This window comes from Pseudomonas thivervalensis (assembly GCF_001269655.1).
Lineage (GTDB): Bacteria > Pseudomonadota > Gammaproteobacteria > Pseudomonadales > Pseudomonadaceae > Aquipseudomonas > Aquipseudomonas thivervalensis.
Genome location: NZ_LHVE01000013.1, coordinates 71,286 through 96,169 on the forward strand (window position 1 = coordinate 71,286; position 24,884 = coordinate 96,169).

Annotated in this window: 25 protein-coding genes; 4 read left to right on the forward strand and 21 right to left on the reverse strand. The window is 60.9% G+C overall.

The window, feature by feature from the left end:
* Positions 1-11: 11 nt before the first annotated feature.
* Complete coding sequence (locus AD659_RS18160) at positions 12-1,217, reverse strand: acetyl-CoA C-acetyltransferase (protein WP_053124187.1); 1,206 nt, start codon at positions 1,215-1,217, stop codon at positions 12-14.
* A 609-nt stretch (positions 1,218-1,826) separates the two neighbouring features.
* Between AD659_RS18160 and AD659_RS18165 the strand changes: the two genes are divergently transcribed.
* Positions 1,827-2,639, forward strand: coding sequence for a c-type cytochrome (locus tag AD659_RS18165; protein WP_053123747.1), 813 nt, complete (start codon positions 1,827-1,829; stop codon positions 2,637-2,639).
* 128 nt (positions 2,640-2,767) lie between these two features.
* On the opposite strand, the gene AD659_RS18170 is transcribed toward AD659_RS18165, so the two are convergent.
* The 14 genes from AD659_RS18170 to AD659_RS18235 form a co-directional block, all read right to left on the reverse strand.
* Positions 2,768-3,568 carry a transglutaminase family protein gene (locus AD659_RS18170; RefSeq protein ID WP_053123748.1) on the reverse strand — a complete coding sequence of 267 codons (801 nt, stop codon included), beginning with the start codon at positions 3,566-3,568 and terminating at the stop codon, positions 2,768-2,770.
* Positions 3,565-4,515 carry an alpha-E domain-containing protein gene (locus tag AD659_RS18175; protein WP_053123750.1) on the reverse strand — a complete coding sequence of 317 codons (951 nt, stop codon included), beginning with the start codon at positions 4,513-4,515 and terminating at the stop codon, positions 3,565-3,567. Before AD659_RS18175 ends, AD659_RS18170 begins: the two co-directional genes overlap by 4 nt.
* A 9-nt stretch (positions 4,516-4,524) precedes the next feature.
* The gene (locus AD659_RS18180; RefSeq protein ID WP_053123752.1) at positions 4,525-5,934 is read right to left on the reverse strand and encodes a circularly permuted type 2 ATP-grasp protein; all 1,410 of its coding nucleotides are present in this window, start codon (positions 5,932-5,934) and stop codon (positions 4,525-4,527) included.
* A 391-nt stretch (positions 5,935-6,325) separates the two neighbouring features.
* Entirely contained in the window at positions 6,326-6,667 is a 342-nt protein-coding gene (locus AD659_RS18185) for a ribonuclease E inhibitor RraB (protein ID WP_003179463.1), read from the reverse strand.
* Between the two features lie 201 nt (positions 6,668-6,868).
* A complete protein-coding gene (locus tag AD659_RS18190; protein ID WP_053123754.1) occupies positions 6,869-7,105 on the reverse strand; it encodes a hypothetical protein in 237 nt (78 codons plus the stop codon).
* 138 nt (positions 7,106-7,243) lie between these two features.
* Complete coding sequence (locus AD659_RS18195; protein ID WP_053123756.1) at positions 7,244-7,852, reverse strand: START domain-containing protein; 609 nt, start codon at positions 7,850-7,852, stop codon at positions 7,244-7,246.
* 53 nt (positions 7,853-7,905) lie between these two features.
* A complete protein-coding gene (locus tag AD659_RS18200; RefSeq protein WP_053123758.1) occupies positions 7,906-8,160 on the reverse strand; it encodes a YkgJ family cysteine cluster protein in 255 nt (84 codons plus the stop codon).
* Positions 8,161-8,308: 148 nt separating this feature from the next.
* Complete coding sequence (locus AD659_RS18205) at positions 8,309-8,788, reverse strand: hypothetical protein (RefSeq protein ID WP_053123760.1); 480 nt, start codon at positions 8,786-8,788, stop codon at positions 8,309-8,311.
* 85 nt (positions 8,789-8,873) lie between these two features.
* Complete coding sequence (locus tag AD659_RS18210) at positions 8,874-10,316, reverse strand: aminotransferase-like domain-containing protein (protein ID WP_053123762.1); 1,443 nt, start codon at positions 10,314-10,316, stop codon at positions 8,874-8,876.
* 200 nt (positions 10,317-10,516) lie between these two features.
* The gene (locus tag AD659_RS18215) at positions 10,517-11,326 is read right to left on the reverse strand and encodes an OmpA family protein (RefSeq protein ID WP_053123764.1); all 810 of its coding nucleotides are present in this window, start codon (positions 11,324-11,326) and stop codon (positions 10,517-10,519) included.
* Positions 11,323-11,682, reverse strand: coding sequence for a DUF4398 domain-containing protein (locus AD659_RS18220; RefSeq protein ID WP_053123766.1), 360 nt, complete (start codon positions 11,680-11,682; stop codon positions 11,323-11,325). Before AD659_RS18220 ends, AD659_RS18215 begins: the two co-directional genes overlap by 4 nt.
* A 9-nt stretch (positions 11,683-11,691) precedes the next feature.
* Positions 11,692-12,516: a substrate-binding periplasmic protein gene (locus AD659_RS18225; protein ID WP_053123768.1), complete on the reverse strand. Its 825-nt coding sequence runs from the start codon at positions 12,514-12,516 to the stop codon at positions 11,692-11,694.
* Positions 12,517-12,592: 76 nt separating this feature from the next.
* Positions 12,593-13,522 carry an electron transfer flavoprotein subunit alpha/FixB family protein gene (locus AD659_RS18230; RefSeq protein WP_053123770.1) on the reverse strand — a complete coding sequence of 310 codons (930 nt, stop codon included), beginning with the start codon at positions 13,520-13,522 and terminating at the stop codon, positions 12,593-12,595.
* A gap of 2 nt (positions 13,523-13,524) precedes the next feature.
* Positions 13,525-14,274 carry an electron transfer flavoprotein subunit beta/FixA family protein gene (locus tag AD659_RS18235; RefSeq protein WP_003179445.1) on the reverse strand — a complete coding sequence of 250 codons (750 nt, stop codon included), beginning with the start codon at positions 14,272-14,274 and terminating at the stop codon, positions 13,525-13,527.
* A gap of 547 nt (positions 14,275-14,821) precedes the next feature.
* On the opposite strand from AD659_RS18235, the gene AD659_RS18240 reads away from it, so the two are divergent.
* The gene (locus AD659_RS18240; protein WP_053123772.1) at positions 14,822-16,486 is read left to right on the forward strand and encodes an electron transfer flavoprotein-ubiquinone oxidoreductase; all 1,665 of its coding nucleotides are present in this window, start codon (positions 14,822-14,824) and stop codon (positions 16,484-16,486) included.
* A 185-nt stretch (positions 16,487-16,671) separates the two neighbouring features.
* Here the strand turns inward: AD659_RS18240 and AD659_RS18245 are convergent, their stop codons facing one another.
* Positions 16,672-17,562: an AraC family transcriptional regulator gene (locus tag AD659_RS18245; RefSeq protein ID WP_053123774.1), complete on the reverse strand. Its 891-nt coding sequence runs from the start codon at positions 17,560-17,562 to the stop codon at positions 16,672-16,674.
* 180 nt (positions 17,563-17,742) lie between these two features.
* Here AD659_RS18245 and AD659_RS18250 point away from each other — a divergent pair, with 180 nt between their 5' ends.
* Entirely contained in the window at positions 17,743-18,795 is a 1,053-nt protein-coding gene (locus AD659_RS18250; RefSeq protein WP_053123776.1) for an NAD(P)-dependent alcohol dehydrogenase, read from the forward strand.
* A gap of 6 nt (positions 18,796-18,801) precedes the next feature.
* Here the strand turns inward: AD659_RS18250 and AD659_RS18255 are convergent, their stop codons facing one another.
* The 5 genes from AD659_RS18255 to AD659_RS18275 form a co-directional block, all read right to left on the reverse strand.
* Positions 18,802-19,605: an IclR family transcriptional regulator gene (locus AD659_RS18255; RefSeq protein WP_053123778.1), complete on the reverse strand. Its 804-nt coding sequence runs from the start codon at positions 19,603-19,605 to the stop codon at positions 18,802-18,804.
* A gap of 59 nt (positions 19,606-19,664) precedes the next feature.
* Positions 19,665-20,975, reverse strand: a complete 1,311-nt coding sequence (locus tag AD659_RS18260; protein WP_053123780.1) for an MFS transporter — start codon at positions 20,973-20,975, stop codon at positions 19,665-19,667.
* A 265-nt stretch (positions 20,976-21,240) separates the two neighbouring features.
* On the reverse strand, positions 21,241-22,389 hold the full coding sequence (gene dgoD / locus AD659_RS18265) for a galactonate dehydratase (RefSeq protein ID WP_053123783.1): 1,149 nt from the start codon (positions 22,387-22,389) through the stop codon (positions 21,241-21,243).
* A gap of 49 nt (positions 22,390-22,438) precedes the next feature.
* On the reverse strand, positions 22,439-23,059 hold the full coding sequence (locus AD659_RS18270) for a 2-dehydro-3-deoxy-6-phosphogalactonate aldolase (protein WP_003204208.1): 621 nt from the start codon (positions 23,057-23,059) through the stop codon (positions 22,439-22,441).
* A gap of 19 nt (positions 23,060-23,078) precedes the next feature.
* Positions 23,079-24,059 (reverse strand): 2-dehydro-3-deoxygalactonokinase, encoded by a 981-nt coding sequence (locus AD659_RS18275; RefSeq protein ID WP_053123784.1) that lies wholly within the window; start codon positions 24,057-24,059, stop codon positions 23,079-23,081.
* 189 nt (positions 24,060-24,248) lie between these two features.
* Here AD659_RS18275 and AD659_RS18280 point away from each other — a divergent pair, with 189 nt between their 5' ends.
* Entirely contained in the window at positions 24,249-24,881 is a 633-nt protein-coding gene (locus AD659_RS18280; protein WP_053123786.1) for a glutathione S-transferase family protein, read from the forward strand.
* The last annotated feature ends 3 nt before the right edge of the window (positions 24,882-24,884 follow it).

A 24,884-nucleotide genomic window follows, 5' to 3' on the forward strand; every position in this document is an offset into this window, starting at 1 on the left:
TGAAGTCGGGCTCAGAGGCGTTCAATGACGGTGGCAATGCCCATGCCGCCGCCGACACAGAGGGTCGCCAGGCCATAGCGCAGGCGACGCGCCTCCAATTCGTCGAGCAGCGTGCCCAGGATTGCGCACCCGGTCGCTCCCAAGGGATGTCCCAGGGCGATGGAGCCACCATTGACGTTGACCTTGGCAGGGTCGATGGCCATGTCGCGGATAAACTTGAGCACCACCGAGGCGAAGGCTTCGTTGACTTCGAACAGGTCGATGTCCTCCACCCGCAACCCGGCCTTGACCAGGGCCTTGCGGGTGGCCGGCGCCGGGCCGGTGAGCATGATGGTCGGGTCGGTGCTGGTAACGGCGGTGGCGACGATCCGTGCCCGGGGTTGCAGGCCCAGGGCGCGCCCCTTGGCTTCGGAACCGATCAACATCAGCGCCGCACCGTCGACGATGCCGGAACTGTTGCCTGGCGTGTGCACATGATGGATTCGCTCCACATGGCTGTAGACCCGCAACGCCGTGCCATCGAAGCCCATCTGGCCCATGACTTCGAAACTCGGCTTGAGCTTGCCCAGGCCTTCGAGCGTGGAGTCGGCGCGGATGAATTCGTCGCGATCCAGCAGCACGATGCCATTCTGGTCCCGCACGGCGACCAAGGATTTATCGAACGAACCGTCGGCCCGGGCGCGAGCGGCTTTTTGCTGGGAATGCAGCGCGTAGCTGTCGACATCCTCGCGGCTGAAGCCTTCCAAGGTGGCGATCAGGTCGGCGCCGATGCCCTGGGGTATGAAGTGGCCGTGCAGGTTGGATTGCGGATCCAGCGCCCACGCACCGCCATCGCTGCCCATGGGCACCCGGGACATGGATTCGACGCCGCCGGCCACTACCAGGTCTTCGAACCCGGAACGCACCTTCATGGCCGCCAGGTTCACCGCTTCCAGGCCCGAGGCGCAAAACCGATTGAGTTGCACGCCGGCCACACTGACATCCCAATCGGCCACCAGCGCAGCCGTCTTGGCGATATCGGCGCCCTGCTCTCCCACCGGCGTCACGCAACCGAGCACGATGTCGTCGACCTGGCTGGTGTCCAGGTCCATACGCTGCTGCAAGGCGCTGAGCAGGCCGCCCATCAGGTTCACCGGTTTGACGCTGTGCAAGGCTCCGTCGGCTTTGCCCTTGCCGCGAGGCGTGCGTAATGCGTCGAAAATCAAAGCTTGGGTCATGACCATCCTCGAAACCATGGGCGTAATGCGATGCCTCAACCATAAGCCCAGCGGCGCCGGATTCAATGACCACAGCGCTCAATGGCGTTGACGACCACGCTCAGACGAACGGTAGCGAGCTATCGGGTTAACCGATTCAGGAGGGCAAGCTGTCTAGCAAAAGGGCCAGCAGGAAGGTGGCAATGGGCCTCATGCCTTTTTTATAGCGATGTTCTACAAACTGATACGAATTGGATCTAAGCCAAGGCGGCCGCGGCCCCTAATGTAATCCTTGTACAAGTTAGTCGTCGGGTTTTGCCGAGGCGCTTGTCGGAACAGGAAGTGCAACGCCAGCCGTCATGGATATGCAGGCTGGTCTTTAGGAAATAACAAAAAAGGCGGGTCAGCCATGTTCAAACAATCGAAAGTTCGTCAAGCCGGACTCATTCTCTTTGCCACGACGCTGCTGTTGATTTTGCCGAATATCACCAAGGTGATTGGCTGAATCCTGCGCGGGGCACCTGCACCATCCAATACGTTGTGTCGCCAAAAAATGTGATGGGTTCTCTGTTCGAGCTGCGATGGCTGTGCCAACCTTTGCGGCTCCCCTCGACATGGAAGGCGATCGATTTGAAAGCTCTCATTGTGTTCGGGGCGTTGCTGCTCAGCACGCCCCTTTATGCCGCGCAACTCGTGCTGGAGTTGGGCGCGAGCACGCGCACCTGGCAAACTGAAGAACTGCTCAAGCACCCGGACGCGCGAATGGTCCAGATTGCTGAGGACGTTTCCTACAAGAAACCCATGAGTTATCGAGCCGTGCCACTGACGTCACTGTTGACGGGCATCCAGCCGGACGACCACCTGCAGGCCGTTGCCCTGGACGGCTTCGCAGCCGAAATGCCGGCAGCGCCATTACTCAACAAGAGCGGGGCCCGGGCCTGGCTGGCGATAGAGGACCCGGCCCAACCCTGGCCGTCCCTGGGAGAAGGCAAGTCCAGTGCAGGGCCTTTCTACCTGGTCTGGACCGATCCTCAGGCAGGTCATATCAGCCCGGAACAATGGCCCTATGCGGTGGCGAGCATCAAGCGCCTGTCGGCGGTGGCCGAACGCTTCCCGGCGCTGTTGCCGGCGCCCAACCTGGCCAAGGACGACCCGGTCAACAAGGGTTTCGCGCTGTTCCAGAAAAACTGCCTGGCGTGTCATCGGCTCAACGGCGCTGGCGACGCACAGTTCGGTCCCGATCTGAACGTTCCCTTTAATCCGACCGAATACTTCTCAGGGGATTTCCTCAAGCGCTACATTCGCGACCCGCAAGGCCTGCGACGCTGGCCCCAGGGCAAGATGCCCGGGTTCTCGGCAGCAGTGCTGCCAGACTCGGAGCTGGATTTGCTGGTGGGGTATTTGAAGCATATGGCGGGGCGCAAGCAGCCATTGGCCCCGTGAGATAGATTTTTGGTGGCGAGGGAGCTTGCTCCCGCTCGAGTGCGAAGCGCTCGCAAGCTTTACAAGGGGCTGCTACGCAGCCCAGCGGGAGCAAGCTCCCTCGCCACAAAAGCTCGCTCGCCAGATGATCATTGCTGTTGCACCGTAATCACTGGCGCCGCTGTCACCACCAGCTTGGCATGCATCTGCTCACAACCGCCGCGGCGCATGCCACGCACCGGGCAGGCGTCCAGGTAATCCAGGCCCACGGCCAGTTTCAAATGGCGCTCCGGGCGAGCCAGTTGGTTGGTCACGTCGAAGCTGTACCAGGCGTCGTCCAGCCAGGCCTCTGCCCAGGCATGGCTCGCCAGGTGTTCGCTCTCTTCGCTGAACAAATACCCCGACACATACCGCGCTGGCACGCCCAGGCTACGCGCGCAGGCCAGGAAGGCATGGGTGTGGTCCTGGCACACCCCGCTACCACCGGCGAAAGCCTGGGCCGCGCTGGTCTCGACTGCCGTGGCGCCCGGGGTGTAGAGCATGTGCTGGTTCAGCCCGTGCATCAGGTCGATCAGCGCCGTGCGATCGCGACGCTGCTGGCATTGCTGCGCGGCGAAGGCCCGAAGGGCTTCGTCCGCCTCGGTCAGCCGGGTGAAGCGCAGGAACGGCAGCGCCGACTGGCTTTCATGCTCGGCTTCGCGCAACGGATCGATATCCACCTGCCCGCGGGCGCCGATGATGACCGTTTCGTGGGGCTCGTCCAGGGTCAGTACGTGCAGGATGTTGCCGAACGGATCCAGCTGCGCCCGCACCGGCCGCGGCAAATCAAGCTGCCAGCTCAGCACATGCTGGCGTTCGCTGTCGTGGGGTGTCAGGCGCAGGTACTGGATGCTGGCGCGAACCTGGTCTTCATAGTGGTAGGCCGTTTCGTGGCTGATCGAGAGTCTCATATGACCTCCAGGTAGGAACTGTGAATGGCATCACCCAGTTCACGAACCAGTGGGATGAATTCGGTGAGCCAGGCATGCAGGCCCCCGTCGAGGATTTCGTTGATGCAGGTGTAGCGCAGGCGTGCGTCCATTTCCGCCGCCAGCCGTTGTGCCTGTCGGCCGTTGGTGCCCGGTAGGCTGGCGAGGATCTGGTTGATTTCTTCGGTGCAGGCGCGCAGCGAGCGCGGCACGTCGGCGCGCAACAGCAACAGCTCAGCCACATGGCGAGCGCCCGGGGCTTCACGGTAGATCTCGGTGTAGGCCTCGAAAGACGACAAGGCCCGCAACAAGGCGCTCCATTGGTAGTACGCGTGGGCCGTGCCATCGCTGACCGCGTCGGCCTGGTCGCCGGCCATTTCGTAGCGGGCATCGAGCAAGCGCAGGGTGTTGTCGGCCCTTTCGATAAACGTCCCCAGGCGAATGAACCTGAACGCGTCGTTACGCATGATGGTGCCGTAGGTAGCACCGCGAAACAGGTGGGATCGCTCCTTGATCCACTCGCAGAAACGGCTCATGCCATAGCGGTTCAAGCCTTGCTCGGCGATACCCCGGATATCCAACCAGGTGGCGTTGACGTTTTCCCACATGTCGGCGGTGATTCGGCCACGTACCGCGTGGGCACTGGCTCGCGCAGAGCCGAGGCAACTGTAGATGCTGGCCAGGTTCGCCGCTTCCAGGGCAAAGAAATGCAGCAAGCGCTCAGCGTGCAAGTCGCCGTGTCGCTCCCGGTAATCATCCAACGTGCCGGTGATCAACAATGGCATGGCCAGCTCGTGCAGGCCGTCGCCACGTCCATCCTGGGGCATCAGCGACAACGAATAACTGACGTCGAGCATCCGCGCGAGGTTTTCCGCACGCTCCAGGTAGCGCGACATCCAATACAGGTCCGAGGCGGTTCTACTCAGCATGGCAGCTCCTCAATCCTCGACCACCCAGGTGTCCTTGGTTCCACCACCCTGGGATGAGTTCACCACCAGGGAGCCTTCGCGCAGCGCCACCCGTGTCAGCCCGCCAGGCACCACGCGGGTCTCGCGGCCGGCCAGCACAAACGGACGCAAGTCGATATGACGCGGGGCGATGCCGTTTTCGACAAAGGTCGGGCACGTCGAAAGCGACAGCGTCGGCTGGGCAATGTAAGCGTGCGGCTTGGCCTTGATTCGCTCGCGAAAGGCATCGATTTGCGCCGTCGTCGCGGCCGGTCCAACCAGCATTCCATAACCACCGGAGCCCTGGGTTTCCTTGACCACCAGCTCGGGAAGATTCGCCAGCACGTGGGAAAGCTCAGCAGGATTACGGCACTGCCATGTAGGAACATTCTTCAGGATCGGCTCTTCGTCCAGGTAAAAACGGATCATGTCGGTGACGAACGGGTACACCGACTTGTCGTCCGCCACGCCCGTGCCGATGGCATTGGCCAGCACCACGTTGCCGGAACGGTAGGAGTACAACAGGCCCGGTACGCCGAGCATCGAATCCGGGTTGAAAGCCAGTGGGTCGAGGAATGCGTCGTCGAGGCGCCGATAGATCACATCCACCGCTTTCGGCCCGTCGGTGGTGCGCATGAACACCTTGTCATCCCGCACGAAGAGGTCGGCGCCTTCCACCAACTCCACGCCCATCTCCCGGGCCAGGAATGCGTGCTCGAAGAACGCGCTGTTGAAACGCCCCGGCGTCAACACTACGACGCTAGGGTCGTCCAGCGGGCTGGAGCTTTTCAGGGTGTCGAGCAGCAGGTTCGGATAATGGTCGATGGGCGCGATGCGTTGGGCGGCGAACAGCTCGGGAAACAGGCGCATCATCATCTTGCGGTCTTCAAGCATGTAGCTGACGCCGCTGGGCGTGCGCAGATTGTCTTCGAGCACGTAGTAGGTGCCGTCCCCGTCTCGGACCAGGTCGACACCGCAAATGTGGGCATAGATGTCACGGTGCAAGTCCAGCCCCTGCATCGCCAGTTGGTATTGCTCGTTGGCCAGCACCTGCTCGGCGGGAATGATGCCGGCGCGGATGATCCGTTGTTCGTGGTAGAGGTCGGCCAGGAACATGTTCAGCGCCTTGACCCTTTGGATGCAGCCACGCTCGACCACCCGCCATTCACTGGCCGGGATGCTGCGCGGGATGGTGTCGAACGGGATCAGGCGCTCGGTGCCCTGCTCGTCCCCGTAGAGCGTGAACGTAATGCCGGCACGATGAAACAACAGGTCCGCTTCGCGCCTGCGTTGCGCCAGCAGCTCGTCAGGCGTATCGGCCAGCCAGCGGGCAAATGCCTCGTAATGAGGACGGACCTGGCCATTGGCGTCGTACATTTCATCAAAACCGCTGCGGATCATGCCGTACTCCTTGTCACCCTGGCAGCAAGCTTCGCAAGCCCCGTGCCATCGGCATAAACGCTTTATGATCAACGGGTTGGATTCTCCACTGACAGGCTGCGCACTTCTATGGTGCGGCAAATGGCCCCGACCCGCTGCCCCCCGCTTCATTGCGACGCAGGGGCGTCGCTTTCCTGAGCATAGTCGACTCTTTGACGGTGGCTGGCTGTGCCATCGCCATCGCCATCGCGAGCAGGCTCGCTCCCACAAGGGATCCGTGGTGAATGCAGATTTTGTGACTGCTTGAGCTCAACTGTGGGAGCGAGCCTGCTCGCGATAGCGGTGGGTCAGATGCGCACATGAAAACGGCCGACACAAAGGTCAGCCGTTGCTGTGGTTGCGGTGAGGATTGTCAGGCCTGCAGGCGCCGGATCTCTTGCTTGACCCCCCAGCCCTCGATAACCCCCCCCAAGGGTTCGACGACTGCTTCAAAGTCTTGCTCGAAGTCGCCAATATCATCGTAAGTGGCGTACATCACCCGGCTCAGTTCCAATGACCAAGCCCCGTCGTCCCGTGCACTGATCTGCGCGTTCAACGATTCGCCCCGAAAATGACCTGCCGCCCTGCGCGCCCGCTCCTCGTCCGGGAAAATGGCGTAGAACTCAATGGGATGGAATCGGGAAAAATCGAAACCGCCTTCTTTCATGCGGCGTAATACGCTGGTGCTGATGTCTTCTTGATAGGCTGTGCTCATGAAACGTCCTCCTGAAACCAATGGATAGACTTTCCGTCTTCCCGTGCGTGAAGCCCTCAGGCTGCAAGCGTTACGGCATCAAATAGCCGTCGGGACACAAGCATGTAGCTGACAAGACCGGACCTTGGCGATCCTTTCGCTGATCTCAATTGCAGAGTAGCCGCAAGTGATGGCCACTGCCAAGCGAGACCAGGCAAGGTTTCATGAAATCGGTGTAATGCTGAGTATTTTTATACTGTTTTGGGATTCGAGACTCTCAACTGTCGGGTTTTTGGTGCGACCTTCCAAGTCGTTGAGATCCAGCTTTTTAAGCGCGGGTAGAAACCTTTCGCGGATCAATTGGGCGGCCTGCTCCATGGTGGGTTCCTGCTCATGGTCGAACTGCTCGACGGTTTGTTCACCGTGATCGTCAATGAAAGTGATTTCCCACTTTTGCATCAGTGTCTCCTTGATCAATTCAGGGCCTGGCATACCTTTATCTCGACATTGGCGGCGGGACAATCGTTCCGCTGGGTGCTCGGACGGCACACATGAAAAGACCGCCTAGGGGGCGGTCTCTTCATTAGCGGATATTGTTTATTTTTCAGCACGCTCTTTCAACGCCTTCAACGTATTGAACGGCGCATCCACTACGAACTTGTTAGCCACCATGGACGGTACGCTACCGCCCGGCTCGGTGTGGACTTGATAGATCACTTCGACCTGGTCCGCGCCCTTGGGCGTGAACTTCCAGAAACCCTCGACCTTGGTCACACGCACAAAGCCCTTCTCCTCAGGCAAGTACTCAGGTAAGCCCTTGAGCTTACGGGTCAGGCTGCCATCGGCGCCCTCCTCCGTGGTGACTTCCAGCACCGAGTCCCGGGGCGTGACCGGCCATGGCGTGTTGAATTGGGTGTAAGTCCAGCTCTTGTCGCCTTCGTGCTTGAGCAGTTTCTGGCTCTTGCATTCATGAATCCAGTCGCAGGCGCGGGGAACGTCCTCCTGCAAGGACCGCAGCTTGGCCATGGTAGTTTTCATCACCGTCACGCCGCGATAGGCCTTGTAGTCGGAGCCCGCCACTTCACTGAGGGAAACCTTGATGCCGTCCTTCTCCTTGGCAACCTGCCAATCCTCTGCCTGAGCGGTGGCCGTTGCCAGCAACACGGTCAACCCACACAACACAGCCATACGATGCAGCGAACCCATAGTCTTTTCCTTATTGTCCAAGTTCGTTCATTTCGGATCCGTTCACTGATCCATTACGCTGCCGTGACTTGCTCCCACCAACCGATCAACCGGATGGCTTCTTCACTGCTGCTGCCGCACACCTCGATGTCGGCTTCGAACGCCGAGCACACCGCAGGACGCCCCGGCTGGCCGAAGATCCGGCACAGGTTATCGACTGACAATTGCACGCAACGTTCTCCCGCCGGTTTGCCTTGGGGCATGCCAGGGATCGGCGAGCTGATGGAAGGGGCGATGCAACAGGCGCCACAGCCTTCACGGCACTTCATGACGACAACATCCTCACGGTAGGTAATGTCTATTAACAGAACACAGAGTAACGGCTAAAACACTCGTTTTAAATTACCGTCTGCGTGTTTTTTCGCCTCGGACAAGATGACCGAACGGTCAGCGACGAACTGCACGCCTATGAAGGGTCTACTGCTTGAATTCGAAATCCAGCGCCGCACCTTCCACCTCATTGCGCTCCTGATTGCGCAGAGGCAGCTGCATTTCATTGCTTAACAGACGGCCATTGAGCTGGAACGGCCCGGGCTTGTCCCCGAACATCGATGGCAACAAGGGTTCACGCTTGGGCAACGGCACCTTACCTGGTGGCTGCAGTTCCTCGACCATGTCGCGGGGCAGGCTCAGGTCCAGCTTGGCCGGCGGCAATGGGGTCTTGGCAACCTCACGGGCAGATTTGCTCTTGGAAGCGATGGGCGCGCGTTTTTTCTTCTTCGCCGCAGCCGCCTTTTTTGCGGAAGACTTCTGGGCCGTTGCGGTTTTTTTCGGCACATCTTTCGTCGCGCTGACGGCCAGTTTTTCCTGCGCCGGAGCCGCCACGGCGACGCCTCCCATTTGGAAGGCGCTCAACAGGCCGATCAAAACCCAGACAACAGGAACAATGGTTTTCATAGACACAACGGTACTGACGACAGAGATCCCCATGCTCGCCTGATAATGAAACGCTGACAAGCACATCAAGCTAAGCCGCTGATTCCTATAAGAACCCGTTGGCCGTCTCTTGGCACAATTGCGTCGCCAACAACCCCAGGGTCATCAAGGCCCGCTCTGCCTCACGGTTCCAGGGAGTACCGCAGTTCAAGCGGATGCAATGGTTGAACTGCTCGGTGTTACTGAAAATCAGCCCAGGCGCGATACTGATACCTTGCTGTAATGCCCGCACATGCAATTCCTGGGTATTGACCCGTCCCGGCAGACTGACCCACAGGATGAAGCCTCCGGTAGGACGGCTCATTTGCGTGCCTTCGGGGAAGTACTGCTGCACCGCCAGTTGAAAGGCGCTGAGGTTCTTGCGGTACTCCTGGCGGATAAAACGCAGGTGCCGGTCATAACCGCCATTTTCCAGGTATGCGGCAATGCCCATCTGCGTGACGCTGCAGGCCGAGTGAGTGCTGAAGGTCTGGAGCCGCTGGATCTCCTGCTGGAACTTGCCGGCGATCATCCAGCCGATGCGCACGCCCGGCGATAACGTCTTGGAAAAGCTCGAACAGTAAATGACCCGGTCCAGCCGGTCGTAGGCCTTGAGGGCCTTGGTGCGCCCCTGCTCGAACATCAGTTCGCCATAGATATCGTCCTCAACGATCTGGATATCGAAATCCGACGCCAGGCGTAGCAATTGCTTTTGCCGCTCTTCCGGCATGGTGCCGCCGAGGGGATTGCTCAGGCGCGTGGTCAGCACCAGCGCCTTGATCGACCACTGATTGGCCGCCAACTGCAAGGCCTCCAGGCTCATGCCGGTGACTGGATCGCTGGGAATCTCGATGACCTTGAGGCCCAACAGATCCGCCAGTTGCAACAAGCCGTAATAGGTCGGCGACTCGGCAGCGATCAAGTCCCCCGGCCGCGTCAGCACCCGCAGGGACATCTGCAGCGCATCGACACAACCATGGGTAATCACTACCTCAGAGGGGTCCACCACGACGCCGGCGTCGCGCATGCGAATCGCCACCTGGCGCCGCAACGGCTCGAAGCCCGGACTGAACATGTAGCTGAACGCCCGTGGGCTGTGGAAACGCGTGACCTTGGCCAATTGCTGATGCAAGGCCCGAACCGGCAAGTAATCAACGCTTGGTACCGCTGCCCCCAAGGGAAACACCCCTTCGCGGCGCGACTCGACCAATACCTGCTGGATGATGCTGCTGCGCGTCACCAGCCCCGGACGCTCTACCCGGGCGATGTCCGGCGTGGGTGCGGTCAGGGCCGGCGTCTGGTGCACGTAGTAGCCCGATTGCGGCCGTGCGCGAATCAGCCCCTGATCCTCAAGGTTCGCGTAGGCCTGCAGCACCGTGGCATGGCTGACGTTGAGCTGCGAGCTCATCTTGCGCACCGATGGCACGCGTTCACCGGGCTGATACACACCGCGCCGGATGTCTTCAGCCAACTGTTGAGCAATACGTTGATAGAGCAGGAGGTTGGTCATGACGCAGCACTCGATTTCACGGGCATTTTATTCTTGTCGGAAACGATACCGGAACAGTTTAGAAGTGTACTGGGACAGTTGCCAGATTACTCGACAGTACAGTGGAGTGACAGCTCTAACTGTACTCATCGCGCACCGATTGCAGGCTCAAAAAAACCCGGCGCCTTTGACAGGGGCCGGGTTTTCCAGTGACGCAGCCCTCAGCGGGCGGCGCCGAGCTGGCCTTTTTCGTCGGAGAACACAATTTCAACACGACGGTTCTGTGCCCGGCCACGCTCGGAAGCGTTGACGTCCACGGGGTATTGATCGCCGTAGCCTTCGACCTGGATGCGCTTGTCGTCGATCCCCAGGTCTACCAATACATCGGCGACCGCCTGTGCACGGTCGCGAGACAACTTGAGGTTTTCCTGCTTGCCACCGGTGCTGTCGGTGTATCCCTCGATACGCACCACACGCTTGGGGTTGAGCTGCAAGAATTGCACGATCTTGAGCACGACCCGGTTGGCCGAGTTTTTCAGTTCCGCTTCACCGGTGTCGAACAACACGTCACCCAGGGTCATCACCAGGCCACGATCAGTCTGGGTGGTCGCCATCGCCATGATCTGTTCTTCGAGCCATTTGCCCTGCTGCTGCACACTCAGCAACTTGGATTCACGCAAGGCCAACTGCAGGCGCTGGCGTTCCAGTTCGAGCTTCGCTGCGCGCTCTTCGTTGAGCACCTGGTTGCTGTGCTCCCGGGCGATCGCACTGTAGCGCTGGCTGAGGTAGGCATAATGCTGCACGTCCTCGCCGCTGCCCCAGTAGCTGGACAAGCGATCGGCACGGGCCAGGGATTCGCCGGCGCGGATCACATCCCGGGGAGCGGCACGTAATACGCTCGCGTCTTCCTTGACCTTCTGGAAGTCGGTGCTGGCCTGCTCAAGCGCCGCTTCGCTGCGCTGGCTGGCGCAACCATACAAGCTGGCCAGACCCGCGAGGACCAGGCAGCCCAACACGTGGGAGTGCTTCATTGGGCATCCTCCCTCAACTGTTTGCGCAAGCGCTTGATACGGGTATCGAGCACGTTCAGTTGCTCCTGGCTCTTGAGGGTCAGCACCTTCGCTTCGGCCAGGCGGGCATCCAGCTCAGCCTGTTCGGCCCGCATGCGCGCCTTCTTGTAGGATTCGTCGGTCATGTTGGATTTGGCGCGAGCGAATTTTTCTTCAGCCAGTTTCAATTCGGGCACTTCATCGGCAGTGGCGCCAACGGCCCGGGCTTGCTCCAGTGCCTGTTCGGTCAGGCGGATCTGTTCATTCGGCGCCGGATCGGCTGCGCAGCCCGCCAGAGCCAGAACGGCCAGGGCAGCGAAAAGAGGTCGAATAGTCACTAATGTTCCCTACTGTTTTGGGGCACTGACAGGTGGCTGCAACTGTGTTTTCCAGCGCTCGAGATTGCGCTGCAACACAGCCTCCGTCAGACCGGACGCGGCCAATTCTGTCATCTTTTGCGCCAGCTGTCCGCGTAACCATGGGTCATTGCAGGCGGAGTTATGGGAAACCGCGAGGAACAGCCCGGGTTTGTCCACCGGTTGCGCTGCGGCTTGCAGGTCGTTGGCCATCCCCAGTGTCTGCGCCATCGCCAGGCCCGAATAGCGACCGGCGAGGACATATTCCACCTCGCCCAACAGCAATTTCTGAAAGGCCTGGGTCAGGTTGGGCGTGCGTACCAGGGACAATTGCTGCTCGGCAAAGACGCCGAATCCTTGGGTCATGCGAGATTTCTCCGACAAGGCGCCGGGGTGACCATGAAGGTCTTCTGGCTGATTGATGACCAGCGTCGAGTCCTTGCGGGTCCAGACCAGGTAATCGTTTTCCAGCAAGGGCGGATGGACATAATCCAACGCTTCAAGCTCGGAGGTGGTCAGCGGGGCATCGGTGAACAGGTCCATGCGTCCACTGCGCACCTCATCCAGCGCTTGGGCACGCTTGCCGGCATAGAGCAATTCAATCTTGATCCCCAGCTCCGCCGCGACGTGCGCCAGCAGATCGGCACCGGCGCCAATCAGGTGCTTGGGGTCTTGAGGGTCTTGCCAGAGGTAAGGCGGTGCGTCCGGGCTGCCGGTGGCGATCAGGCGTTCGCATTTGCCAGCGGCGACGGACAGGCCTGGCATGACCGCCAACGTCCACAGCAACGACCAGCCGGTCAAACGACGCAGATCCATGGCGACTTGCTCCTCAGGTGCAGAAAATAAAAAGCCCGGCCAAAGGGCCGGGCTCTTTATAAGTGAAGACGCCGGATTAGACCAGCTTCTCCAGCTCAGGGATGGCTTCGAACAAGTCCGCTACCAGGCCGTAATCAGCCACCTGGAAGATCGGCGCTTCTTCGTCCTTGTTGATCGCAACGATCACCTTGGAGTCTTTCATGCCGGCCAGGTGCTGGATCGCGCCGGAGATACCGACGGCGATGTACAGCTGTGGTGCAACGATCTTGCCGGTCTGGCCGACCTGCATGTCGTTCGGTACAAAACCGGCGTCGACCGCGGCGCGAGAAGCACCGACAGCGGCGCCCAGCTTGTCGGCCAGGGCGTACAGGTGCTTGAAGTTGTCACCGTTCTGCATGCCGCGACCGCCGGAAACGACGATCTTGGCAGCGGTCAGTTCAGGACGGTCGGACTTGGCCAGTTCTTCGTTGACGAAGCTGGAGATGCCGGCGTCGTGAGCAGCGCCTACGGCTTCAACGGCAGCCGAGCCACCTTCGGCGGCAACCGGGTCGAAACCGGTGGCACGGACGGTGATGACCTTGATCGCAGCGGTCGATTGCACGGTGGCAATGGCGTTGCCGGCGTAGATCGGACGCTTGAAGGTGTCAGCGCTTTCTACCGAGATGATCTCGGAGATCTGGTCGACGTCCAGTGCCGCAGCAACGCGCGGCAGGATGTTCTTGCCGTTGGAAGTCGCGGCAGCCAGGATGTGGCTGTAGCCCTTGCCCAGCTCAGCTACGAGCGGCGCAACGTTTTCCGGCAACTGGTGAGCGTAGGCGGCGTTGTCGGCCGACAGCACTTTTGCCACACCAGCGATTTTCGCAGCGGCTTCGGCAACGGCGCTTGCGCCCTGCCCGGCGACCAGAACGTGCACATCACCACCGATTTTGGCAGCGGCTGCAACGGTGTTCAGCGTGGCCGGAGCCAGCGCCTTGTTATCGTGTTCGGCGATTACCAAGATAGTCATGGTCAGATTACCTTCGCTTCGTTTTTCAGTTTCTCGACCAGTTCAGCCACCGACTTGACCTTGATGCCCGCGCTGCGTGCAGCCGGCGCTTCGACTTTGACGGTCTTGTTGGTGGAGGCGGTGGAAACGCCCAAAGCGTCAGGCGTCAGCACTTCAAGCGGCTTCTTCTTGGCTTTCATGATGTTTGGCAGCGACGCATAACGCGGCTCGTTCAAACGCAGGTCGGTGGTGACGATGGCCGGCAGTTTCAGGGAAACGGTCTGCGCGCCGCCGTCGATCTCGCGGGTCACGGCCACGCTGTCGCCGGACACTTCGACTTTCGAAGCGAAAGTGCCCTGACCGTAGCCGCTTAATGCCGCGAGCATCTGGCCGGTCTGGTTGTTGTCGCTGTCGATGGCCTGCTTGCCGAGGATCACCAGCGATGGCTGTTCCTTGTCGACAACGGCCTTGAGCAGCTTGGCCACGGCCAGGGAGGTCAGGTCTTCGGCGGATTCGACGAGGATGGCGCGATCGGCACCCAGTGCCAGCGCGGTGCGCAGTTGTTCCTGGGCGGTGGTCGGGCCGATGGATACGACGACGATCTCAGTCGCGACGCCTTTTTCCTTCAGGCGGACGGCTTCTTCCACGGCGATTTCGCAGAAAGGGTTCATCGACATCTTGACGTTGGCGAGGTCGACGCCGGAGTTGTCCGCCTTGACGCGAACCTTGACGTTATAGTCGACCACTCGTTTGACAGCTACAAGAACCTTCATGGATTCCTCGTTACTCTCCGGTGAAAAAGAAGTCGCCTAGGCGAACCTGGCGGTTGATGCTCATGGGCGCAAGGGCACCTCTAAAAACGCCGGCATGAACCACACATGACCCAGCTCACGGGAGTGAAGACCATTCGTCAGCGATGACCGATGAGTCATTCATTATCGCGGCGTGTAAACTGCGCCTCGGAACCGCGCAATACGTCACTTTGTGCTGCCTTCGCCCTGTCTTTAGAGGTGCTCTTGAAACCAACAGTCAGCCTACGGCGAGCGCAAAACCGCCCGTATCTTGACCGGAACGCCTATTCCGGTCAATACGGCAAAATGGTCAGTCATAAGCCGTACGTCAGTGATTTATCTGGGCTGCGGCAATTTCAAACAAACGTTTGTATTGGACCCTGAGAGTGGTGTAGATATAATGCGCCGCTTATAGAGAGACCCGCGTTTCATCCATTGTCGCTTTCGTCGCTTTTCGCGAAGGAAACAACGGATGCAACGCCAAACCTCCAATTAGAAAAAACTGTGAGCCTTGAGTAGGAGATAGCCTGTGGAACGCGAATACATGGAATTCGACGTGGTCATCGTCGGTGCCGGCCCCGCTGGCCTGTCTGCCGCTTGCCGACTGAAACAGAAGGCCGCCGAAGCCGGTAAGGAAATCAGCGTCTGCGTGGTCGAAAAAGGTTCCGAAGTCGGCGCGCACATCCTCTCCGGCGCAGTGTTCGAGCCCCGTGCCCTGAACGAACTGTTCCCGGACTGGAAAGAACTCGGCGCACCGCTGAACACGCCCGTCGTACGCGATGACATTTATGTCCTGAGAAACGCCGAGGCCGGGAGCAAAATCCCTGACTTCTTTGTGCCCAAGACCATGCACAACGAAGGCAACTATATTATTTCCCTGGGTAATCTGTGCCGCTGGCTGGCGCAGCAGGCCGAGAACCTGGGCGTGGAAATCTACCCGGGCTTCGCCGCGCAGGAAGCGCTGTTCGACGAAAACGGCGTGGTTCGCGGGATCATCACCGGCGACCTGGGTGTCGATCGCGAAGGCAATCCGAAGGAAGGCCTTTACACCCCCGGCATGGAATTGCGTGGCAAATACACGCTGTTCGCCGAAGGCTGCCGTGGTCACATCGGCAAGCAACTGATCAAGCGCTTCAACCTGGACAGCGAGGCCGACGCCCAGCACTACGGCATCGGCCTGAAGGAAATCTGGGAAATCGACCCGGCCAAGCATCAACCCGGCCTGGTGGTGCACACCGCTGGCTGGCCGCTGGACATCATGGGCACCGAGAACACCGGCGGCTCGTTCCTCTATCACCTGGAAAACAACCAGGTGGTGGTCGGGCTGATTATCGACCTGTCCTACAGCAACACCTTTCTGTCGCCGTTCGACGAGTTCCAGCGCCTCAAGCACCACCCGGTGCTCAAGCAATATCTGGAGGGCGGCAAGCGCGTCAGCTACGGCGCCCGTGCCATCTGCAAGGGCGGCCTGAACTCGCTTCCGAAAATGGTCTTCAAGGGCGGTGCGCTGATCGGTTGCGACCTCGGCACCCTGAACTTCGCCAAGATCAAGGGCAGCCACACCGCCATGAAATCCGGCATGCTCGCCGCCGAGGCCGTGGCCGATCGCCTGTTCGCCGAGTCCGAAGGCGGTGATGAACTGACCGCCTACGTCGACAGCTTCAAGAACAGCTGGCTGTACGAAGAGCTGTTCGCCAGCCGCAACTTCGGCGCGGCGATCCACAAGTACGGCGCGATCATCGGTGGCGGTTTCAACTGGCTCGACCAGAACATCTTCGGCGGCAAGATTCCGTTCACCCTGCATGACAACAAGCCCGACTACGCGTGCCTGAAGCTGGCGGCCGATTGCAAGAAAATCGACTACCCGAAACCGGACGGCAAGATCAGCTTCGACAAACTCAGCTCGGTGTTCATCTCCGGTACCAACCATGAAGAAGAACAACCCTGCCACCTGAAGCTGACCGACCCGAGCATTCCGATCGGCAAGAACCTGCCGCTGTACGACGAACCGGCCCAGCGTTACTGCCCGGCTGGCGTGTACGAAGTGGTGACCAAGGAAGACGGCGAGAAGCGCTTCCAGATCAACGCCCAGAACTGCGTTCACTGCAAGACCTGCGACATCAAGGACCCTGCGCAGAACATCACCTGGGTATCGCCGGAAGGCGCTGGCGGGCCGACTTACCCGAATATGTAAGCCGACACGCTGAACATCGAGGCTCCCGCAATGGGGGCCTTTTTGTTGCCTGCTATTCCGACAACTACACCGAACCAATGTGGGAGCGAGCCTGCTCGCGATAGCGGTGTGTCAGCCAACATTTATTCTGATTGATAGACCGCTATCGCGAGCAAGCTCGCTCCCACAGGGGGGATATCCGTGGCTCAGGCGGCGCGCTCTTCCCCGGGGTTGCGCTCGAAGTAGCGCTTGTACTCCCGACTGAATTGCGACGGGCTCTGATACCCCACCTGATGCGCGACCTGGGCCACGCCCATGCCTTCGATGAGCAGCAGCCGCTGGGCTTTGAGCAGGCGCAAGCGCTTGAGGTACTGCACCGGCGAGAGCAAGGTGCTGCGCTTGAAATGCTCATGAAAGGTCGAAGCGCTCATGTTCGCGCAACTGGCCAAGGTCTCGACGTTCAGCGGCTCGGTGAAGTGCGCATGCAAATGACTCAGGGCCGCGGCAATCCGGGCGAACTGGCCTTGCTGCTCCACCAGCGCCCGCAGCACATCGGCCTGGGGCCCGCGTAACGCGACGAACAGCAACTCCCGCAGCCGCGCCTGGCCCATGACCTGGCATTCCAGCGGATCGTGCAGGCAGCGCAACAAGCGTTCGACACACCCACGCATGGCGTCATCGAGCACTGCGCAAGTCATTGATTCCGGCGTCTGCGGCGGCAGGCTCCGACCCGGCATCAGCCCCATGGCCAGCACCAATTCCCCCAGCATCGCCCGATCGATCGCCACGGAAACCCCAAGCAGCGGAGCATTGGGCATGGCGTAGGTTTCGCATTCGAACGGCACCGGCAAGGCCTGGATCAGATAATGCCCGGCGCCGTATTCCAACGTGCGAGGCCCCAGGTACGCCAGTTTGCTGCCCTGGGCAATGATCACCAGGCTCGGCTCGTAGAGCTGCGGGCCACGAGCGACGTCCTGGCTGGCACGGAGCGCCTGCACGCCGGGCAGTTGCGTAGGGACGAAACCGTCACGGGTCGCCAGGGGTTCTATCAGTGAAACCAGCGTAGCGTTGGCATCGAGATGGCGGGTCAACAGCATGGGCGAAAACTTCACGAAAAAAGGGATGAAACCATCATCGCAGGTCTGGCGTCACATGAAATCAAATCCTGGCCAAGACCGGAGGATTAGGCATGACAGACGGAGGAATCGCCATCGCCGCCTGCCGCCAGGACTCTCAGAATGGAACCCCTCACCGTTCACCGCTTAGCGAGGTCCATCATGTACACAGCCATCGGATATGCTGCCCAATCAGCCACCACTCCCCTCGCCCCCATGAAGTTCGAGCGTCGCAGCCCGCGAGCCGACGATGTGGCGATCGATATTCTCTACTGCGGGGTCTGCCACTCCGACATCCACCAGGCCCGCAATGAATGGGGCATTGCCGTTTACCCGCTGATGCCCGGCCATGAAATCATCGGAAAAGTTACCGCCGTCGGTGCGAATGTCACCCATCACAAAGTCGGCGATTTGGTCGGCGTGGGCTGCATGGTCGACTCCTGCCGCGAGTGCGAAGCGTGCCGGGCTGACTTGGAGCAATACTGTTTCGAAGGCATGACCCAGACCTACGCCAGCCCGGACCGCGTCAGTGGTGGCCACACCATGGGCGGGTACTCCGACAGCATCGTGGTCAGCGAGCATTTTGTGCTGCGCATCCCGCAGACACTCGACCCGGCCAGCGCCGCGCCGCTTCTCTGTGCCGGCATCACCACCTATTCGCCGCTCAAGCACTATGGCGTGAAGGCCGGTGACAAGGTCGGCGTACTGGGCATGGGCGGCCTGGGCCACATGGGTATCAAGTTTGCCAAGGCCATGGGCGCAGAAGTGACGTTGTTCACCCGCTCGGCGAGCAAGGCTGAAGAAGCCCGTCGCCAGGGCGCGGACCATGTGATCGTGTCCACCGACGCCGAACAGATGGCAGCTGCGGCCGGACGTTTCAACTTCCTGCTGGACACCATTCCGGTGCAGCACGACCTCAACCCCTACCTCGACACGCTGCATTTCGACGGTGTGCACATCATCGTCGGCCTGGTCGAGCCGGTCGACCCACCGGTACACGCGGCAAAACTGATCATGGGTCGCCGAGTGCTGGCCGGCTCGCTGATCGGCGGTATCGCAGAAACCCAGGAAATGCTGGATTTCTGCGCCGAGCACGCCATCAGTTGCGACATTGAAATGCTCGACATCCGCCAGATCAACGAGGCCTACAGCCGCATGATCGCCGGGGATGTGAAGTACCGCTTCGTCATCGACATGGCGACGCTCAAGGCCTGACGCTCGTCAGACCTTGGCGCCCAGCTCCGCCGACAGCCGGGCTGTGACCCCTTTGACCAGGGGAATCAGCTCGGCCATCTTCTCCAACGGCATGTACGGCACGGTGCTGGCGATGCTGATGCCGGCGACGATGCGCTTGCCGGCGTCACGAATCGGCGCCGCTACACAACGAATCGACGGCTCGTTGTCTTCCAGGTCGAAGGCATAGCCCCCCGCCACGTATTCCACCATCCGTTGCTGGAACTGTTCCCAGGATTGCTCCTGATGCTGGGGCCAGAACTGATTCTTCCCACCCGCCGGCAGGCTGATTTCATACAGCCGCTTCCATTGTTCCTGAGGGTCATCGAGCATCAGCGCCTTGCCGATCCCGGTGCGCGCCAGCGGCATGCGATGGCCCACACGCGAACGCATTTCCGGGCCGTTGCGCCCCGGATTCTTCAGCAAGTACAAGACTTCGTCGCCCTCGCGAATCGCCAGGTGAACGGTGTCCCCGGTCAGCGCCGAGAGCTCGTCCAGGTACGGCCCCGCCAGGCTCACCAATGGCAACTCTTCCCGGGCCTGGAAACCCAGTTCGATCAACTTCGGCCCCAGCAGGTAACCCACTTGCGGCACCACGCGCAGGTAACGTTCGTCCACCAGGCAACTGGCCAGGCGATGGGTGGTGCTGCGGGTGGTGCCGATCAGCCGGGCGATTTCCTTCAAGTCACGGGCGCCGCTGGCGACCGCCTGGACCACGCCCAAGCCACGCAGCAATGTCTGCGTGCCTGTGGGCGCGGCGTCCTTGGTGATTTTTGGATCGTCTTGCTGCATAGCCGGCCTTCAACAGTGAGCGGGGAACGGGCGGCATTATGGTCGCCCGCCCCGTCGGACTACAACTCGATGCGCTCGACCTTCCCCACCAGCAGGATGTAGGACAGCGCGCCAGCCAAGGCCAGGACAGAAATATAGGTAATGGCTGGGGCAAACGAATCGCCGCTGGCGAGGAAGCCAATGACGATCGGCGTGGCGATGGCCGCCAGGTTACCGATGAAGTTGAACACCCCGCCGGTCAACCCGAGCAACCGCGCCGGTGCCAGGGTGGAAACCAGCGACCAGGTGATCGACGCCAGGCCATTGCCGAAGAACGCCAGGGCCAGGAAGGCGATTACCAGTGGCGTCGACTCGACAAAGTTGGCACCAATGATCGAGGTCGAGATCAGCAACCCGCCGATGATCGGCAGCTTGCGCGCAAACCCCACGGTGGCGCCGCGGCGAATCAGCCAGTCGGAGAAGAACCCGGAACACAGCACGCCGACAAATGCCGCGAGGAACGGCAGCGACGCCAGCAGGCCAGACTTGATGAAGTCCATGCCGCGATATTTCACCAAATAGGTCGGAAACCACGTCAGGAAAAACCACAGCGTGGAGTTGAGGCAGAACTGCCCCAGGTAGATGCCCCACAACTTGCGTTGGGTCAGGACGATTCCCAGGTCGGTCCAGCTGAATGTCGCCTTCACTTTGGCGGTCTCGGCCTGAATATCCACCAGCCCGCCGCCTTCGCGGATCAGTTCGATTTCGGCGGCGTTGGCGCCTTTGAAATCCCGTGGCTCGCGATACACCGCGTACCAGATCACCGCCCAGAGAATGCCCACCGCGCCCGTGGCGACAAACACCATGTGCCAACCGAAGGCGTGTTGCAGCCAGGCCAATACCGGGGTCAGGAACGCCAGGCCAACAAACTGTCCGGAGGTGTAGAAACCAATGGCCGTGGCCCGCTCGCGCTCGGGAAACCAGGTCGTCACTACGCGGCTATTGATTGGATAGGCCGGCGCTTCCAGGGCGCCGACGGCCATGCGCAGCACGAACAAGGCGATGAAGCTGGAGACGAACCCCAGCATCACTGTGGCCACCGACCACAGCAACAGCGCCACGCTATAGAGGATGCGCGGCGGCACCCGGTCCACCAGCCAGCCACCGGGGATCTGCATGGCGGCGTAGGTCCAGCCGAACGCCGAGAAAATCAGCCCGACGTGGATCGGGTCGATGCCCAGGTCGCTGGTCAGTGCGGGGGCGGCAATCGAGAGGTTGCTGCGGTCCAGGTAATTGATCACCACGGTGATGAACAGCAGGACCATGATGAAAAAACGCTTGCGGCTGGGCGTCACCAACGACGCCTGCGCGCTCAGGGTGTGCGCTTGCATGTGAGGTGCCTCTTTTTATGTTTATTGAGGGCGAAGCTAATGAGCGGTCACGTCAACCACCGTGGCGAGGGAGCTTGCTCCCGCTGGGCTCTGTAGGAGCTGGCGAAGCCTGCGATCTTTCGATCTTTCGATCTTTCGCTTGAGACTCAAGTGTCTGGTTAAAGATCGCAGCCTCGCTTCGCTCGGCAGCTCCTACACAGCTCCTACGATGCAGTCGAACGGGAGCAAGATCCCTCGCCACGTGGAATGTGAGTTGCCTAGGCAATCACCACTCGGCAAAACTGCCATCGGCATGGCGCCAGATCGGGTTGCGCCAGCGGTGGCCGATGGCGGCGCGTTCGATGACGTATTCCTCGTTGATCTCGATGCCCAGGCCCGGGCCGTTGGGGATCTTCACGAAGCCTTTGTCGTAGTCGAACACCTGCGGATCCTTGATGTAATCCAGCAGGTCGTTGCTCTCGTTGTAGTGAATGCCCAGGCTCTGCTCCTGGATGAACGCGTTGTAGCAGACCGCATCCAGTTGCAGGCACGCCGCCAGGGCGATGGGGCCCAGCGGGCAGTGCAGCGCCAGCGCCACGTCATAGGCCTCGGCCATATTGGCAATCTTGCGGGTTTCGGTGATGCCGCCGGCGTGGGACGCATCCGGTTGGATGATGTCCACGTAGCCTTCGCTGAGTACGCGCTTGAAGTCCCAGCGCGAGAACAACCGCTCGCCCAGGGCAATCGGGGTGCTGGTCAGCGGCGCCAGTTCCTTGAGGGCTTCGTAGTTTTCGCTGAGCACCGGTTCTTCGATGAACATCAGCTTGTAGGGGTCGAGTTCCTTCATCAGCACCTTGGCCATCGGCTTGTGCACGCGCCCGTGAAAGTCCACGCCAATGCCGACATTCGGCCCGACCGCATCGCGCACCGCCGCCACGTTGGCCAGGGCCAGGTCGACTTTTTCGAAGGTGTCGAGAAACTGCAGCTCTTCGGTGCCATTCATCTTCACCGCGGTGAAACCCCGGCCTACGGCTTCTTTCGCTGCTCGGGCGGTGTCCGCCGGGCGGTCGCCGCCGATCCACGAATACACACGGATCTTGTCTCGCACCTGGCCGCCCAGCAAGTCGCTGACCGACACGCCCAGGGCCTTGCCCTTGATGTCCCACAACGCCTGGTCGATGCCGGCCAGGGCGCTCATGTGGACGGCGCCGCCACGGTAGAAGCCGCCGCGATAGAGCACGGTCCAGATGTCTTCGATGTTGCGTGGGTCTTTGCCGATCAGGTAGTCGGACAATTCCTCGACGGCAGCCGCCACCGTGTGGGCACGGCCCTCGACCACGGGCTCGCCCCAACCGGTCACGCCCTCGTCGGTTTCGACCTTGAGGAAGCACCAGCGCGGCGGAACGATAAACGTGGTCAGCTTGGTGATTTTCATCTTGTTGTCTCTCTTGTCAGATGCAGCGCGCGGGGCGCTGGATAAGTCTTCAGTTCAGGGCATTCCATGCGGCCACGTAGGCCTTGGCGCGTACCGCCACTTCATCCGCTGTCAGGCCCGGCTTGAACAGCCCGGAACCAAGGCCGAAACCCTTGACGCCGGCTTCGACGAACACCGCCATGTTGTCCGGCGTAATCCCGCCCACCGGCACCAGCACGGTCCCGGCCGGCAGCACCGCGAGCCAGGCCTTGACCACCGCCGGGCCCATTTGCTCGGCGGGAAACATCTTCAGTACATGGGCGCCTTCGGCCAGTGCGGCAAAGGCTTCGGTGGGCGTGGCGACGCCGGGCGACAGGTACAAGCCCGCCGCTTTCGCCGCACGCAGCACCTTCGGGTCGCTGTGGGGCATGACGATCACTTGGCCGCCAGCGGCTTTCACCTGTTCGACCTGTTCCGGCGTGAGCACGGTACCGGCACCGATCAGGCAATCGGCGGGCAAGGTGCTGCGCAGAATGCGGATGCTTTCGTACGGCTCGGGGGAATTGAGCGGCACTTCGATGACGCGAAATCCAGCGCTGTACAGGACTTCGCCGATGGCCGCCGCCTCTTCGGGACGCAGGCCCCGCAGGATCGCGATCAACCCGTTGTGCGCCAGTGCTTGTGTGAGCATGTCAGACCTCCAGTCAGGTTCAGGGGGCGGTGGAATCGAGCAACCCGGCCGCCACGGCCAGTTGCCACAGACCACGTTCGGTGGCCTGTTCGGCCAGGACCACCCGGGCGAAGCCACAGGCGTCGAGGGCCCGTTGATAACGGACACAGAGTTGGGAGTTGCCGATCAGCACCACCGTCGGCAGATGGAGGCTGTCGCGGCGTCGACGTTGTACCTCGGCCAGCGCCGTCAGCTCATGGCCGATCAACAGGCCCGAGAGATAATCGGCCTGGGCGCTGGCCGCCAGTTCGCCGGTCAAGCCCAGGCTGCGGGCGCTGAACACCGTGGACAACGGACCGATCTGGCCGTCCACCGACAACGCCACCTGCACGCCACGATCAAACGCCACGCCATCGAAGGTCGCACTCCGTTGCTGGGTGCGGCCGAGAATGCTGTGGTCACTGAGCACGGCGAAAATCTCGCCGGTCATGAAGGTATCGAAATGCACGATGCGGCCATCGACCACTTCCACCCATTTCGAATGGCTGCCGGGCAGGCCGATCAGCACCGCTTCGTCCGGCAGGCTGTGCAAGGCGCCAAGCACCTGGGTTTCTTCGCCGCGCATGACATTGGGCAAACGTGAACGCTGAATCACCCCCGGCACGATGTGCACGTCGACACCGCGAAGGCTGCGAACGGTTTGTAGGGAATGTCCGAGATTGGCGACGTTGGCGGGTGTGTCGCAGTAAGGCGCTTCACGCCAGCCTTGAGCGCTGCCGACCATGCCGCAGGCAATCACAGGCAAGCCAGGCTGGGCGTCGAGCCAGTCGCCGCAGGCCTCGTCGAAGGCCAGTTCAAAACCGTCGATGCAGACCCGGCCGGCCACGGTTCGCGGCCCGGACGGCAACTGCATGATCCCCGAGGACAGCGAACGCTGTTCGAGCACCTCGCCTCCAGCGGCAAGTTTGTAAGCCCGTAAGGAGGTGGTCCCCCAATCGAGCGCGATCAATTGCGCCTGCATCCGCTTCACCTGTTCTGTTTTTTGGCAGTGAGTGAGACGGACTATAAACCTGGGCGGGACAAAATCTCAATATATAAATATCGCTCCCACATATTGGGATTTAACAAGCCGACCACAAAGCCAATCGCCATCCGGCCAAGACCCTGCTACGTTTTCTGACCGGACGCCAAACGACTCAGGGAAAAAGTAATGGGACAACTGCTGAAAATCCTCGGCCGCACTTCCTCGATCAACGTCAGAAAAGTGCTGTGGACCTGCCAGGAACTGGGCATCGCCTACGAGCGCGAAGACTGGGGCATCGGCTTTGCCTCGACCCATGACCCGGCGTTCCTGGCCTTGAATCCCAATGCCCAGGTGCCGGTGGTCATTGACGAGAACGGGGTGCTCTGGGAATCGAACACCATTTGCCGGTATCTGGTGGGCAAACATGGGCGCAGCGACCTGCTGCCCGTCGACCCTGCCGCCCGGGCACGCGTCGAGCAGTGGATGGACTGGCAAGCCACGGAACTCAACCCGTCATGGGGCTACGCCTTCCACGCTCTGGTGCGCAAGAATCCGGACTTCCAGGACCCACAACGCATTGCCGCCGGCGTCAAGGGCTGGAACGAGAAGATGGGTTTGCTGGAAGAGCAGTTGAACCGTACCGGCGCCTATGTGGCCGGTACGGAATTTTCCCTGGCTGATGTGCTTATCGGTCTTTCGGTACACCGCTGGCGCCAGACGCCCATGGAACGTCCCGACTATCCGGCCGTGACCGCCTACTGCAAACGCCTCGACCAACGACAGGGATTTGCCGAGTACGCGTCCGCCGCGCACTCATGAACG